The following is a 16,792-nucleotide window of genomic DNA, read 5'->3' as shown; positions in this document are numbered from 1 at the left end:
AGATCTAAACCGTGTTTAGAAAATGTCATCCAGAATGTCGTCAAACTCGTCCTGATCCAGTTCAGTGACGGTAAAATCAGTGGCCGTTTTTTCACTGTGTTGCTGACCCGTACAGAAGCTAACAATCTGTGCTAATGCTTCGGTGTAGTGAGTTAACAACGCGTTGGCCTGTTGCGAATCAATTCGCTGGCTGTCGTACATGAGTTCTAACGTTAATTGCTCATCGCGTACGAACAGCACTAAATCTAACGGCAGCGTTTGTTCAAACTCGCTGCTGGTGGTTACGCTACGATCTAACGGCTGCACCTGTTGGTTGCCATCAAGCAAACCAAGGTAGTTAAAGCCGATGTGCGGTTGTAGCTGTGCCAGTTGTTGTTTTTCGGCGTCGCTGGTTTGTGTGGATAACCAGCGCAGTAAGCCGTAGTCGCGACCGTTGCCCGGCACGCGGCGCAGTCGGTCTTTTACGTCTTTAATTAAATCTGCGGTGCTCAGTTTTTCACTGCTTGCGCCTTCACTGGTTAGCAGGAATGGACTGGTGCTGGTAAACCAGCCAACGGTTCTACCCGGTTCTTTATTAGCTGAAGGCTCTGGCGTATTAGCCAAAGGCTCACGGCCGTGACTTTCCAAGTTCAATAAACGCTTGCCAACTCCGGCCCAGTTGTCTGTGGCAAGGGTGAGCGCGCTAATTAACAAATGCTGTGGCTCGGTGGTGAAGGCCGAATTCGCATCGTGCAGTAATTGGTGCGTGAGCGACGCCTCAAGGCGTTGATGAATGATCTGCGCGTCGGCTACTTTACCGGCGGGTTTATCTAGCTCAGGGAAAGTCCAGCTTTGTTGCGCCATTTCCAGCCAGTAATCTTTGTTATCCTGCACTTGCGCGGAATCTGCATGCGCTAACAAGGCTTGGTTCCACACTTGTTGACTCAGGGTTTTTGCTGGCAACGGGGTAGGCTCGCCAGAGGCGTTGTCGGAAGAAAGCAGAGTCATTAAATCGTTCAATAACACGCTCCAACTGATTACATCCACCACAAGGTGGTGGATCGCAATGATTAACGCTTGTTGGGCAGAGTCTTTAGTGCTGCTAAGCAAGCCTGCACTCACATGAATGCCACGCTCAATGTTGATGTGTTGCTGTATGCTTTGCGCGAATGCTTGGGTTTCTGACGAGGCTAATTGCGTGTCGCTAACGTTGGTGCTGTTAATCACAAAGGCTTGGTGCGATAGTGAATCGAATATCGCAGGCTGGTCAGCATTGGCGTTCACGCTAAAGGCAACACGCAGCATATCGTGATGCTCACAAAGCTGTTGCAAGGCGCGCTCAAGCTGTGCTTCGCCGATGGCCTCTGAGGCATCTAAGGCAATCCACATGGCTTGGTTAAACTGGTTGTATGCCGCAGCCGACAAGCCTTGTTGGTTGACCGAATCCATAAACCAGCGCTGTACTGGGTTGAGAATTAGCTCGCCTTCACACGGCGCTTGGGATATTTGCATGCTTTGGTTGTTTAGCGCGGTGTGCTTCGCCAAAGCTTCAATATTTTGATGCTGGAATAAGGTGGCGGTATCAAGGTTAATGCCGCGCTCTTGCAAACGAGCTACCACCTGAATGCCTTTAATGGAGTCGCCGCCAATAGAGAAGAAGTTGTCGGTGACGCCAATTTCTTGGGTTTGCAAAATATCCTGCCACACATCCAACATGGTTTGCTCTACGTCATCGCGGGCAGCGACTTTTTCGCCTGAACTCAGTTGCGGTGCTGGCAGTTTGGCTTTGTCTAGCTTGCCATTATTATTCAGCGGGAATTCTGCCATTGGCGTGATTGCCGCAGGGATCATGTAGTCCGGTAAGGTGCTACGTAGGTGCGCTAACAAGGCTTGAGCGTCGAAGCTTTCTGGCGATTCGACCATAATCCAGCTTAATAATTGGCGCGTGCCGCTGTCGTCTGGATCAGCAGTAACAATGCTATCAATCACGCCATCATATTGATTCAAAATGGCTTTGATTTCGTCTAGCTCGATGCGGAACCCACGAATTTTCACCTGATGATCTTTACGTGATTGATACACGATGCTGCCATCGTCTAAACAAGTGACCACATCTCCCGTGCGATACAAGCGGTCGCCTTCAACAAATGGTGACGCAATAAAGCGCTCGTCGGTTAAATCCGGGCGATTCAGGTAGCCAAGGGCAATGCCATCACCACCAATAAAGAGTTCGCCACTAATGCCTGCGGGAACTGGCCTTAAGAAGTCATCCAACACGTACACACGGGTATTGGCAATGGCTGGACCAATGGGGATCGTTACCGGCGAATCCGGCAGGTCGTTAATGACATAACCTGTGGCAAATACCGTGCTTTCGGTTGGGCCGTATACGTGGATCAGTTTGCCTGCGCCAAGTTGTTGGTAGGCTTTGACCACATGTTGTACCGACACCGCTTCGCCACCAAACATGATGTTTTCGATGCTGCCAAGGGAATCTAAAATGTTGTCGGCGATAATGTTAAATAGCGCCGTTGTTACGAACATCGACGTTACTTGCTGGCTGCGGATCACCTTGGCTAATGTCGCTGGTTCTAGGGTGTCTTCTTTGCTAGTAAGAATGACTTTTGCGCCGTTTAATAATGCGCCGTAAAAGTCTGCCACGCAGCCATCAAAAGCGAAGCTGGAAATCTGCAAGCACACATCGCTTGGTGAAAGCGTCATGTAGTTGGTGTTGCAGACTACGCGGGTGACGCTCTTGTGGCGAATTTGCGTGCCTTTGGGTTTGCCCGTTGTACCGGATGTGTACATCAAGTAAATCAAGCTTTCGCCGTTGTTTAAGGTTGGCGGGTTCTCGGTGCTTTGCGCGGATAAATCCAGTTCATCGACTTGCAATGTGGGCACGGGGGCATTCAACGGCGTCATGCTGGAATGGCTGAGCATTAACGCCGCGCCGCTGTCTTCTAAAATACCTTGGTTACGATCTTCTGGGTTAGCGCTGTCGATAGGCACATAAGTTGCGCCTGCTTTAAGCGTCGCCAAAATGGCAATTGCCATGTCCACCGAGCGAGGTAAATACAAGGCCACTACTTGCTGCGTTTGAATGCCTTCGGCAATGAGCTTATGTGCGAGCTGATTCGCTGCGTTATTGAGTTGCGTGTAGGTTAATTCAACGGCAACGTTATCGCCGTTTTCCACATAACGAAACGCCACCGCGTCGGGATGTTGCGCCACTTGCTGTTCGAACAACTGCTGTACTGGCGCATCGGACGGGTAATCGGTTTCGGTTTGATTGAAATCGACTACCAGCTTTTGGTATTCGTCGACAGTTAAACAACTGATTTCGCTTACGGCAACGTTAGGCTGTGAGAGTAATTGTTCCAGCACTTGCTCAAAATGCATTGCCATGCGTTCAATGGTGCGCGCACTAAACAAGCTGGTGGCGTATTCCCAATCAATGGTCATGCCGTGCTGCGCCGATTGGTTTTTCAACTCTCGGCAGACAACGGTTAAGTCGAAACGGGCAATGCCGGTATCCACGGGCAGCATGTTCACGCCATCGCCATCAAGGCCCATGTCTTCGTTTTGCAGTACGAAGTAAATATCGAACAAGGGGTTTTTAGCGTTATTGCGCGGAATATCCAGTTGTTCTGGTAGCAATTCGAACGGGTAATCTTGATGCGCAAAATCCGCTAAAGTGTGTTGTTTTACGCCTTGTAAAATCTCGCTGAAACTATGGGTTTGGTCTAGCTGATAACGCAAGGCAACGGTGTTAACGAACATACCAATCATGGATTGCAGTTCGCGACGGTTGCGCCCTGCGACTGGCGTGCCTAGCACAAGGTCGTTGGCTACTTGGTATTTTGCCATTAACACGCGGAACACGGCTGACAGCATCATAAATAACGATATGCCTTCGCTTGCAGCAAAGGTTTTGCAGCGCGCTAACAGGTCGCGGCTTAATACTGATTGCACTTTGTGTCCATCGAACTTCTGGAATGCTGGGCGAGGGAAGTCGAGCGGCAACTGCGCTTCGGGCACTTCTTCGGCAAAACGTTCAAGCCAATAAGCCTGATGTTTGTTTTCCAGAAGCGGCATTTGCTGATTGTGCCACTGGGCGAAGTCTTTGTATTGCAAGGTGAGCGGCGCAAGCTCTTGCTCGGCGGCCAGTTGCATGTATTCGCCAATGAGCAAGCCCATTGAGGTGCCATCGGTGACGATATGATGCATATCGAGGATCATGTAATGACGGCTGTTATCGGTGCTGGAGGCAAAGCCCAAACGCATCAATGGTGGTGTGGTTAAATCGAAAGGCTGAATAAAGTCGCTGGCCCATTGCTGCACGGCAGCGTCGATGCTGTCATGTGCATTGCTAAGCTTGGTGTGCGTGACCTTGATGTGGGCGCTGGTTGAGGTTTTAGGCACAATGACCTGAACCGGCGTTTCGCCTTGCATTTTAAAACCGGTGCGCAAGCTTTCATGGCGTGAAATAAGCTGATTAAACAGGTTTTCGGTTTCGGTTAAGTCCGGTAACTCGCTAATTTCCACCACGGCGTTGACGTTATAAGCGGTGGAATTAGGCGCAAGCCCTGCCAACACGTACATGCGTTGTTGCGCGCGAGAAAGCGGGTAGTGTGCTTGTTTCGGCAAAGTGACAATGGCATTTGCCCCGCTTGAGGGCTGTTGTTGGCCTTTGGGCTGTTTTGACGTAAGCATGTTACACGCTTCAGGAGAGACAAGAATAATCTCGGTAACACGGGCAACAAAAGCGCCAATATTTTCGGCTGCCAGTAAATCGTTGGCTTGCACTTCAATAGGTAACAAGTCGCTTAAAATATGGGTGATTTTTGTGCTGGTAATGGAATCACCGCCCAGTGCGTAGTAATCACTGCTAACGCTTAAGTCGTTATAACCTAGGGTTTCGGCAATCACATAAGCCACAAATTTGGCTGCTAATCCGTTTAAGCTGTCGTCGTTGGCAACGCCTTCAATGCGCGCAGGTTTGCCGCTAATTTCGGCAAGAATTTCCGCAGTTTCATCGGCGTCGTTCTGTGCTTGTTGCGTGCTTACCACGCGTTTTTTCGGCAATAACCAGAAGGCTTCTTCTTTAAAGGGTTGTGCAGGAAGGTGAACTCGTTTGCGATCCGATTCTGCAAACAGCGGCAACCAATTCACGCGCGCACCTTGGACAAAGGCGGTGGCGATGGCTTTTACATCAATAGATTGGCGATTCGTTTCAGCCTCTTGAATCAGCGCTTTGGCGTGCTTGTCGAGTTGGCTGCCGGAAAGCTTACTTTCGCCTGCGCTTTGCAAGGTGATGATGTTGCTGTTTTTGTCGATGCCCGCTGTGTCGGCTTGAGCAATTAAGGCCAAGGCTTGCGTTGCCTCGTTCAAAGAAGACACCACAATAGCAATGCGGTGTTGGTGTTGTTCACGCCCGTGAGCAGCAGTAAAGCATAGGTGATATAAATCTGGTTGTTCAGCGTCAATAAAATCTAAATAACGTTGCGCAGTTTGCTGCAATAAGGCGTTATTTCGCGCCGAGATCACTAACAATAGCGGTTGTTCGCTGCTGTTTCTTTTCACTTCTGATGTTTGCTTCACGTAATCTTGCAACACCAAGTGGCAGTTTGTGCCACTTAAGCTAAACGAACTAATGCCTGCATAGCGCGGCTGATCGCTCACCGGCCAGCTTGCCAAGGTATCGTTGACATACACCGGACTGTTGGTGAAGTCGATAAATAAGTTGGGCACATTAAAGTTCAAGCTGGGCGGTAATTGCTGGTGTTTGTAGCTCAGCAATACTTTGCTTAGTGATGCCAATCCCGCAGTGGCAACCGTGTGACCAATGTTGGTTTTTACGCTACCGATGCCGCAAAATTGCTTACGCTGCGTGTGTTTGGCAACGGCGTTGCTTAAGCCGCGAATTTCAATCGGATCGCCTAAATTGGTGCCTGTGCCGTGGCTTTCAATGTAGGACAATTGCTCTGGCGAAATCCCTGCTTTTTTCCACGCTTTTTGCAGCACATCTTGTTGTGCTCTGGCGTTGGGTGCGGTAATGCCGTTGGATGCGCCATCGTTGTTAACGGCAATGCCTTTAATCACGGCATAAATGTCGTCGCCATCCTTTTCCGCTTGTTCCACGGTTTTTAGTAGGAAACTGGCAACGCCTTCTCCCCAAACCGTGCCGGAAGCTCGGTTATCGAAAGTGCGCACCATAAAGTCGTCGTTTTCTACATCGCCAACAATGCCTTTGCCCGGCGCAAAAAACAGGTTCGCCGCGCCAACCAGTGCCGATTCACAATCGCCAGCTTGTAAGCCTTTAATGGCGTAATCCATGGCCACAAGGCCAGAAGAGCAGGAGGTGTCGATTACCAGCGCGGGGCCTTGTAAATTCAGCAAGTACGCCAAACGGCTGGCGAATACGGCTGTCCATGAGCCGGTAATAGAATTGAAATCTTTGTCTTCAATAAAGCTTAAATAGTTGCTGAATAAGCGGTGGGTGTGGTCGTTACCGGCGTAAATACCCACGTTTTTGCCTTGCAAGTCGGTGCGGTTGTAACCGGCATCTTCAATGGTCTCAATCAGGCTTTGTAAGAACAGCCTGTGGTAAGGGTCCATGTGCTTGGCAATGGCGGGTGGAATGCTGAAATAGTCGTTGTCGAAGTCTTCAACGGAGTTTAAAAAGCCGCCGTTAAATAGCTCAATGTCGTCATCTTCAATAGATAAAAGCTGTTCACGGCGTTTTTCTGGGAAAGGGCGAATGCTGTTTTTACCTGAAGCAAGGTTGTCCCAAAAGGCTTCTTTGGTGTCGGCTTCGGGGAAACGGCAGGCCATACCAACAATGGCGATGTCTTGAGCGGCCGCGTTTTCGGGTTTTACTCCGTCCACAACCTTCAAGAATTCCACCGCTTTGTCTTTTGGCAACGAACCTGCTTTTACCTGTTCAATCAGGTAACGCATGAGGTCTTTTTTGTTGTCTGCCGTTTGTTGAGTCACTCGCTTATCTCCAACTCGTTAGAATGAGTCCAGTAAATCGTCGATGGAACCTTCGCCATCAACCACGCTGTCTAGCATGTTGTCCCAGTCTTTATCTTCTGCTTTTTCTTCACTTGCGCCAGCGGCGGGTTTGGATTCCACACCCCGTTTTTCGTCGATGTATTCGGCCATTACGTCAATTGCGGGGTAGGAGAACACGTCGGAAATATCCACCACGCTTGGGAAGTATTCATCTATGACTTTCAATAAGTGGGTGGCGATAATGGAGTTGCCGCCCATGTCTTGGAAGTTGGTGAAAATGTCGATTTCGGTTAGGCCCAATACAGCGGCGTACACTTTGGCAAGGGTGATTTCGGTTTCGGTGAGGTCGTCTTCACTCTTACCGCGAATATCCACATCTACATCGTCTACCCCTGCATCGGCATTGCTGCTAGCGGCGCGTTTTAAGCGAGTTTCCAGCTCTGGCACAAGGGCAATTGGCAAATGGCCTAATTCGTCAGCCAGTACCGCTGGGTTCACATCACTTGGGATGATGTTATTCACTGCTTGTTCGTTGCTGGCCGCAAAAATGGCTTCCATTTTGGCAAAGGCTTGGGCTGGAGCGATTAACGCAAATGGGGAGTTTTCATCACCAATACCGTAATCCGCAGCCATGCCCACTTCTGCCCAGCTTGGCCAGTTGATGGCGTACACGCCGTTGTTATTGCTGGCGATGGCATCCATAAAGGCGTTGGCGGCAGCGTAGTCACTCTGACCTTCGCCTGCGGTTAGGGCAGTTGTTGAGGAGAACAGTAAGACGAAATCAGGCGAAATCTTGAGTTCACGTAATGCGTTGAGCATAAACACGGTGCCGTTGACTTTCGCGCTTAATACCGACTCAAAGGTTTCGGCGGTTTTACGCAAAATAAAGCCATCTCCGGCAATCCCCGCAGTGTGGAAAATACCGCGAATGCCATTGCCTATACTGTTTGCGTCGCTAATAAGCTGATGCACGCTTTCTGGGTTGGCTATGTCGGTGGCAAGGTAACGCACGGATTTCACCCGTTTTTGCAAGTCGACAAGCTTGCTGTAGCGGCTAGCTTGTTTTTCATCGTTGGCTTGCGTGGCAAGTTCGCCCCATTGTGCAGCATCGGCTAGTGTTGAGCGGCCAGTGAGCACGATGTGGATGTCCAATTTACGTTGCTGTGCTTGCTGTGCAAGGTAGTCGGCAGTGGCTAAACCAAGGCCGCCTAAACCACCGGTGATCACATACACGCCAGAATCAATGCGGCTTGAGTCAACCGCTGCTAGCTCGGTTGGGTAAAGTTCCGCTTGAGTTAACTGACTGTTGCGCAAAGCAAAGCGTTTGCCTACTGGTAACGCAATGAGTTGCGCAATGCTTTGTTTGTCGATGCTGTCGGCATCTAATACACGCGCGCTTAGGTCGGCATCTTCTTGGGCGGCGGTGAGCGCTAAATAAGTAACTGACGCGCCCCACGGGTTGTTAACCTTATCGTCATGCCCGGCTGCAACACTGTTTTGGGTTAAGACTAACAAGCCCGCATTTAGCTTCACTTTGTGCTCGGCGTTAGCTTTTATCAGGCTAAACAGGGCATCGTTGCTGTGTTTTTGTAACGCTGCGCTTTGGTCGTTAGTGAGTTTGGCAAAATCCACCGGTTGGTTCATCACAATGGCGATGGCATCGGTCGATTGCAATTCGCCTTGAGCAAGTTCTGCGGCGCGTTCTGGCGTGAGGCTATCAAGGCTGTGAATTTGCGCCTTAATACCGGCGTCGGCAAAGGCGTCGCTTAGGTCGCTATTCACTTCTTGAGCGAACACGCTCACCGTGCTTGGAATCACCGGCTTTTCAGATAACTCGCCAGCAGGCACCCAGCGTAGGGCAAGGTATTCATTTTGTGCATCGCCACTGAAATTAAAGCTGTGTACTTTCTTGGTCACATACCCGTTAATTTCTGCTAAGACTTGACCCTCTTCATCCACTAACACCACATCGTAATTGTGGGTTTCGTCACTAATGTCGCCCGGCTTAATGTAGCTGTACATTACGGTGCTGAACGGACGGTAGAAACGGAAGGATTTGTACATGAACGGCAAGAAGGTGTGACCGCTGGTTTGCGAGGTCAGGTTCATGGCGTTATCAAGCACAGATGGGTGAATCAGGAAGCTGTCGAGCTCGCCTTGTAATTCTTGCGGCAGCGAGAGTTTAGCTAAGGCATCCATATCGAAACGCTCGTTGTGCGTCCATGAGCTGCGCACGCTGTTCCAGTGTGGGCCAAATTGGAACACACCGGTGTCCATTTCTGGGCTGTAGTGTTCTTCAAAGTCCGGCAATTGTTTTTGCAGCGTGGGAATATCCGGCGCGGCAGAAGGCGCATCGGTCAATGCTACGGCTTTGCCTTCAACGTGCTGTTGCCAGTCGTTGTCGTCGCTGCTGTCGCTGTCGCGGCTTTCAATGCTGAAGTTGGCGGTATCGTTTTCTTTGGTGACGGTAATACGCACTAAACGCTGCTCATTTTCTTCTACCACCATGGGTTGTAGGAAGAAGATGTTCTGCATGTCGATAGCGCCTAGCCCTAGGGCGTGACTAACAGCAAAACGGGCCATTTCTAAATAGGTTGTGCCCGGTACAACGCAGGTATTTTTAATTTTGTGATCCGATAGTACCCAGTGATTTTCTGGCGTGAATACTGATTCGTATGTCCATGCGTTGTCACTTTGCGCACTTTGGCGGTCCACCAAGGGATGCAAACGTGAAGTGAAGTCGGCAATTTTGGTGATTTTCGGCTCTGCCCATAAACGCACACGTTCAAATGGGTAGGTGGGAATGGCTAAACGATGGCGTTTTTCACCTTTGTAAACTTCCGACCAATTGACATCTGCGCCGGCCACATATTGTTGCGCGACTTCGGTAATATCCGATGCGTTTCCAGATTCTAGCCAATGACTGAGTGCTGCCGCGGCATTTTGGGTGATTTGTTTTTTCTCTTTATCGGTAATTTCACCGGCTTCACGCTGGGTTTTCTTTTCCGATACGATGCCGTGGGTGTTATAAAATACGGTGCTGTCGGCATTAGCGGCTTCACTGTTTTCCACTAATGCTTTCGCGGCTTCTAATTGTGCGCTTAAGCTTTGTTCGCTGTTAGCGACAATGGCAATACGACTGGCGTAATGACCACGCCCAATGTTAGCTGTGTAGCATAAATCTGCTAAGTTCCACTCGTCGCTATGGTTGATACGGTCTTGATAGCGTTCGATGTAATCCAATAATAGTGCAGGCTTCTTGGCCGAAATACTGAGTACATAAGCCGGACGCGTAGCTTCTGCTGGCGTATAAGCGGGTGCTTCTTCAATGACCATGTGACAGTTGGTGTGGCTGAAGCCGAAAGAGCTAATGGCGGCACGTTTTGGTCCGTTAGGTTTCCAGTCGTTGAGCTGATCGTTTACATATAAAGGGCTAGTTTGGAAGCTAATGTAGGGGTTAGGCTCACTAAAGTTAATGGTGGGCGCTAATTGCTTATGTTGCATCTGTTTAACGACTTTAAACAGTGACGCACAGCCCGATGCCGCGACTAAGTGACCCATGTTGGTTTTGAGTGACCCAATGGCGCAAAATTGTTTTTTCTGAGTGTAACGACGAAACGCGCCGGTTAAGCCTTTAAATTCGATAGGGTCGCCTAATACGGTGCCTGTGCCGTGGGCTTCAATGTAGCTGAGGGTTTCTGGGTTAATGCCAGCGTTTTCCCATGCTTTTACGATAACGTCTTCTTGGGCATCGGCGTTAGGTGCGGTTAACCCGTTGGACGCACCGTCGTTGTTGATGGCGCTACCTTTAATGATGGCGTGAATGTGGTCGCCATCTTGAAGCGCTTTTTTCAGCGGCTTGAGTAGCACTAATGCCACACCTTCACCCCATACGGTGCCGTTGGCTTTGGCGTCGAAGGTGCGAATTTTACCGTCGGATGACTCCACCGAATCCATGGTCATGCCGCCTTGGAATTCGGTGTTAAGCTCGCCCACAATCGACAAGTTAATGCCACCTGCAATGGCGAGGTCGCAGTCGCCGTTAAGCACGGCTGCCGCGCCCATGTGTACCGACACTAAGCCCGCAGAACAAGCAGTATCGACCACCATGCACGGGCCACGGAAGTTAAATAAGTAGGAAATCCGGCTTGCCATAATGGATTCCCACGTACCAGTAAGCTGCATCGGGTCTTTTTCCGCGCAGTAACGGTACAAGGAATAGTTGGTGTTTTCTTTGCCGATGTAGACGCCAACGTCTTTGCCGTAAAGCGTTTCACCGCCGTAACCGGCATCTTCCATGGCTTCCCACGCGCACTCTAATGCTTGGCGCTGATTTGGGTCCATGTGAGTGGCTTCGCTCGGTGGAATGCCGAAAAAGTTAGCATCAAATTTGTCGATTTGCTTCATGTAACCGGCTTTGGCGTGGGCGCGGTGAATGTCTTTTTCCGCGATGGCATCGCCAATCAAAAATTCGGTGTAGTAGGGGTTACGTAAGATGTGCTCGAAGTCTTTTTGACGCTCTTCTGGAAAATCGTCAACACAGTTCACCCCATCGCGCAGCAGTTGCCAGAATTCATCTACATTCTCTGCTTTAGGAAAACGCCCAGACATGCCGATAATTGCCACGGCGTTGTCGTCGTCACTGCTTGCTGCTTCGGATGACGCCGCTTGTGCTTGGCTCAGCTCTAACAGGAATTGTTTGGCCTGCTCTTGGGTAATAGCTTTGGTTGCGACCTGTTGCAGGATGTAGTTTTTAATCGAATTCATGATAGTTCACTTTTCCGGTTAATCTGATGTCGGTTGTTACACGCTTCATAGCAAATCTTGCGCTTCTTCAGCGGAGAGTTCGCCAGAGGCCAGTTTTGCCAGAATGTCGTCCATGTTTTGCTCATCCTCGGCGTTAGCATCCTCTCCTGATGCAGCGTTGTCCGTGTCATCTGCCTTGTTGTAACCAAGGGCTTTTTTCAGTTGTTCTGCTTGCGATTTAATGGTGGTGTTGCTGAACAAATCCGCCATTTCGATCATGCCCGGATGCAGGCGATCGAATTCTTTGTAAAGCTGTGTGGTTAAAATGGAGTTGCCACCTAAATCGCTGAAACTTTCTTCGTAATCGAACTCCGGCATACCCAGCACTTTGCGCCATGTACCCGCTACCAAACGGTCTATTTCGTCTGGGTCGGCTATGCTTTTTAGCACGACATCCGGCATGTCGCTGGCATCGCCTGTTGCGCTGCCATCATTGGCATTTTTCTGCTCGTTTTGTGTGAGATAGCGCTCTAAGCCAGCCGATGCCTGTAAACCAAGCTGTTGTAGATCGGCCAAGGTGGCTTTGCTATTCAAGCTCGCTAGCACGATGCTTGCCGGGAGCTGTTCACTGGAATGCATGGCTCTGGCAAGTAAACTTAAGGCTTGTGCGGTGTTAATAGGTGCGAAGAATTCGTCTTCGTCTACCGCGTTCCATTCCACGGCAATACCGGTTTCGCGCCATGCAGGCCAGCACACAGACAGCGCGGGTAAGCCTTGGTCGCGACGATATTCTGCTAAGGCATCTAAGAAGCTGTTAGCGGCGGTGTAGTCGCTTTGGCCCGGATTGCGTAGCACTGTAGCGATAGAGGAATACATCACGAAGAATTGTAGATCGTCGTTTAAAGTATGCTGATGTAAGTACCATGCACCAAGGGCTTTACCGTCCACTACATCATGAATGTGTTGGTCGGTTTTATTCATTAAGTAGCCCGCACCTGCACGACCTGCGGCGTGAACCACGCCTTTGATTTTTTGATGCTGTGTTCGAAGCTGCTCGGTTAGAGCTTGAATGGCCTTGCTGTCGGCTAAATCCACGGCATGGCAACTGACTTCTGCGCCTGTGCTTCGAATGTGTTGCAATTTGCTGAGTTTGGTTGTTAACGCATCGTTGCTGCCGTTGCTCTCGTTGAGAAGCGAATCCCACTCATTTTCGGGCGGCAATGCGGTTGTACCAATAAGCGCCAGTTTTAGGCTGCCCGTATGCTGGTTGGCATCTTGTTGTTGGAATTCGTAGGCTAAACATTCGGCCAATTCTAAACCTAATGCGCCCGTCCCCCCGGTAATGAGGTAAACACCGTCATCACTAAGGTTTAGGGATTTATCCGCCCCAAGGTTTAGCACTTCAAGCTGTTCCACCAAACGGGTGTTGTCGCGTTGCCACATCAACTGGCTTTGGTTTTGGTTGCTATCGAAAGCAGCTAACGCATTGCTGAACCATTGTGCGTTTTTGTTTTGTAAATCCTGACGACTGACGTCAAGGCAGGTAAGTTTAAGTTGCGGGTTTTCCATACCAGCAATACGTACAAAGGCGGCAATGGCGGCTTGGTCCGGCTCAACTTGATAGCTTTTGGTGTCATCTAAGGCGGCAGTTACGCCTTGAGATGTCAATACAAACGCAGGGCCGTTTACTAGCACTTTTTCCTGTACTAAGGCGTTGATGCTATTTTTAAGCGACGCCAAGGTTTGCGTGAGTTGGCTAACGCCATCATGGTTAAAAGCGTCAGTTAACGTGGCTGCATAGAGCGCGGCTGCAAAAGTTTGATTATTTACACTTTGGAGTTGTTCGCGAACCGCGTTCTGTGCTTGCTCATCTTCGCTATTTAACGCGGCTTCCGTTAAGCATAAGTCAACAACATCGCCAAATTGGTGCTTCAATACGGCCAATAATGCGCGTTGTGAAGCGCTGCCATTGTGCATGAACAAAATGGGTTCGCCACTGATATTGATGTTGGTGTTTTCTTGATCACCCGCCGTTTCTTGGGAAGCTTCTCCGGCGTTTGTCGCACTTAGCGCAAACACCTGTGGTAACGAGGCAGATTGGTCGAATGATTCGCTTTCTGGTACACGTTTTACTGTGTATTCGTCGATACGACCACAGACGTTACCTTTGGTATCCATTAAGCGAATATCGAAGCTGTACATTTCGCCCGAGGCGTTTTTGGTGGTGAACCAGACGTATACTTCTTCCGGCATTTTGCTGATGACCGTGAAGTTTTTGTAGGAGAAGGGCAGGTATAAATCGTCTTCACCTAATACGTGGTTAGCAGCGTTAACAGCAACATCGAGTAACGCTGGATGCCATGCGTAAACTTCGCCTTCATGATGAAAAGGTGCAGGCAAGGCTAATTTCACCATGAATTCGCTCATGTCGTCTTTGTGCCAGCCATCTTCGTAAGAGTGATTCCAACGGTCGCCAATTTCTAAACCTCGACGTACATCATCAGCTTGGGCGAATAATAAATGACGCGAGAAGCCGGGGATTAAATCAACCGGGTTCACGCTGCCCATTTGCGGCGCATCTTGCTCTAAACGAATGCTGGCTTCGGCGTGAACGTCCCACTCAATGTCGCGTGCGTGGGCGTTAATGCCTTTGTCGTCGCGGCTAACAATGCGAATGTCGTACTGGCGTGCTTGTTTTTCTTGCACTTGAATGTGTAAGTCGCGGTTTTCTTTGGGGTAGATCGCGAACGGTGACAAGAACTGAACACGTTCAAATACCAACGGCCAAGGTTGGTCGTGATAGTGCGCGCCCCGCAGTTGTTTTGCCACTTGCAGCATTATTTCGATGTAACAGGTTCCCGGTAATACACACACGCCTTTGACGATGTGGTCTGCCAATTCCCAATGCTTGCGCGCGCTTAAATTCACGCGATACACGCTTAAACCAAAGCTATCGACCACGCATTGGTCGAGCAAGGGGTGATTAAAGGTTTTGGCGTTGGCACCTTGGGCCACGGCTCTTTCTGCGGCAACTGTGGCTTCTACCCAGCAACTTTCTTGGGCGAAGGGGTAGGTGGGTAAGGATACGCGGCGGTATTGCGGCGAATTTTCTTTAGATTCTTGCTTATATGCAGCAGACCAATTGGGATTTGCACCTTTGACCCATAATGCTTGTAACGCGCTAAGCTCGTTTGCTAAGGAATGGTTTTTCAGGGCTTTTTCAATTAACGCATCAGCTTGTTGGCTGAGTTGTTGTTGCTCGGCTTCTGTTAGCTCTTGGGCGTTGCCTGACGCTTGCGGCACCACTTTAAATTGATTGGCTTGCCAGTTTGCGTTTGTCGAATTTTCTAAGTAAGCAGTCAACGCTTCTGCGGCACTTTGCTGGGAGTCGGCAACAATGGCTAAACGCGCTTGATGATGTGCGCGACCAACAGCCGCAGTAAAGCAGATGTCTTGCCAGCGTTGTTGCTTGCCAAACTCGCTGCTTAAATGTTGTAAATAGTTCTGGGCTTGGCGCGTAAGGGCATCTTGGTTAATGCCTGAAAGTACCAATAAATGCGGTGTTGTATCGGTTTTATCGCTTTCATTAAATGCCATCGAAGGCGCTTGACGCACAATGACGTGGCAATTTGTGCCACTTAAACCAAAGGAGTTAATACCCGCAATGCGTTGTTGCCCTTCGGGTACTGACCACGGACGCAGCATGTCGTTGACATACACTGGCGACTGCTCGAACGGAATATTTCGGTTCGGGGTATTGAAGTTTAAGCTTGGCGGTAATTGTTCATGTTGTAACGAGGCAATGACTTTAGCTAAACCTGCTAATCCAGCGCCGTTGTCCATGTGACCAATGTTGGTTTTTACACTGCCAATGGCGCAGAATTGTTTGCGCTGAGTGAAACGAGAAAATGCGCTACTTACGCCTGCCACTTCAATGGGATCGCCAAGACGTGTTGCCGTACCGTGGGCTTCAATGTAGCTGATTTGCTCCGGCTCTAAGTTAGCGTCTTGTAGGGCGTCTTGAATTAATCTTGCTTGGGCATCGGAATTTGGCGCGGTAATGCCAACTGAAAGGCCATCTTGGTTGATGGCACTGCCTGCCACCACGGCGAGAATGTTATCACCATCAGCTAGCGCTTGGTCATAACGTTTTAACACAAAGGCAATCACGCCTTCGGCTGCTGAGGTGCCATCGCTGAAATCGTCGAAGGTTTTGGTGCGCTCATCGGCGGCAATGGTGTCTTGAATATCTTTGGTGCCAACGCCGGTGTTGTCTCTGTCCATTACCGGTAAGAAGTCGATTTTCACTGCGCCGGCTAACGCCATGTCACACTCGTTATTGCGAATGGAGCGAAGCGCTAAATGCACACCCACAAGGCCAGAAGAACAGGCTGTATCGATCATCATGGTTGGGCCGCGTAAATCCATTTGATAGGCCAAGCGGCTAGCAATGATGGACTTTACGTTACCGGCAACGGCAATTTCCGGGGCGTCTGGGGCAAAGGTATGAATGATGTGGCGGTAGTCTTGACCAAAGTCGGCGCTGTAACCACAAAATACGCCAGTTTTACTGCCGCGAATGCTGTCGCCGCCGTAACCCGCATCTTCAAGGGCAGACCAACCGGTTTGTAAGAACAAACGCTGGTTTGGGTCCATCAGGTTGGCTTCTTGCTTGGACATGCCGAAGAAGCGGTAATCGAAGTTGTCGATGTCATCGAGGAAGGTTTCGCGTTGGTAATCGCCTTCGGAAATACGATGAAACACACCGCGTAAGTGTAAGTATTCTTCGAAGGCGGCACGGCGCGCTGGCGGTAAGTCACGCGTGCCAGTTTCACCTTTTGCTAGCATCTCCCAGAACGCATTGAGGTCATTCGCTGCACCAATTCGCACAGAGGCACCAATGATCGCAACTTCCGTTGAACCTTGGGGGGAAGTGTCACCGGTTTTCACCAGTGTGATGTCATCTGCCTTGGCGTCTTGCTTGCTCAGCAAGCTGTCGAGTGCGAGATCTTTAATGTCCATTATGCGTCCTCATCAACCTGTTTGAATG

3 protein-coding genes are annotated in these 16,792 nt (G+C 49.9%); all 3 read right to left on the bottom strand.

Annotated features, from left to right (window positions below; genetic code table 11):
- Positions 1 to 15 precede the first annotated feature (15 nt).
- Genes HJG39_RS07295 through HJG39_RS07285 form a run of 3 tightly spaced genes read right to left on the bottom strand, consistent with a single transcriptional unit; the run spans position 16 to position 16,764 of the window.
- A complete protein-coding gene (locus tag HJG39_RS07295) occupies positions 16 to 6,975 on the bottom strand; it encodes a non-ribosomal peptide synthetase (RefSeq protein WP_268408232.1) in 6,960 nt (2,319 codons plus the stop codon).
- 18 nt (positions 6,976 to 6,993) lie between these two features.
- The gene (locus tag HJG39_RS07290; RefSeq protein WP_268408231.1) at positions 6,994 to 11,763 is read right to left on the bottom strand and encodes a type I polyketide synthase; all 4,770 of its coding nucleotides are present in this window, start codon (positions 11,761 to 11,763) and stop codon (positions 6,994 to 6,996) included.
- Between the two features lie 45 nt (positions 11,764 to 11,808).
- Positions 11,809 to 16,764: an SDR family oxidoreductase gene (locus tag HJG39_RS07285; RefSeq protein ID WP_268408230.1), complete on the bottom strand. Its 4,956-nt coding sequence runs from the start codon at positions 16,762 to 16,764 to the stop codon at positions 11,809 to 11,811.
- Between the last annotated feature and the right edge of the window lie 28 nt (positions 16,765 to 16,792).

The organism is Alteromonas sp. a30 (genome assembly GCF_026788005.1).
In the GTDB taxonomy this organism is placed as follows: Bacteria; Pseudomonadota; Gammaproteobacteria; order Enterobacterales; family Alteromonadaceae; genus Paraneptunicella.
This window is presented reverse-complemented; position numbering and strand designations above follow the sequence as displayed.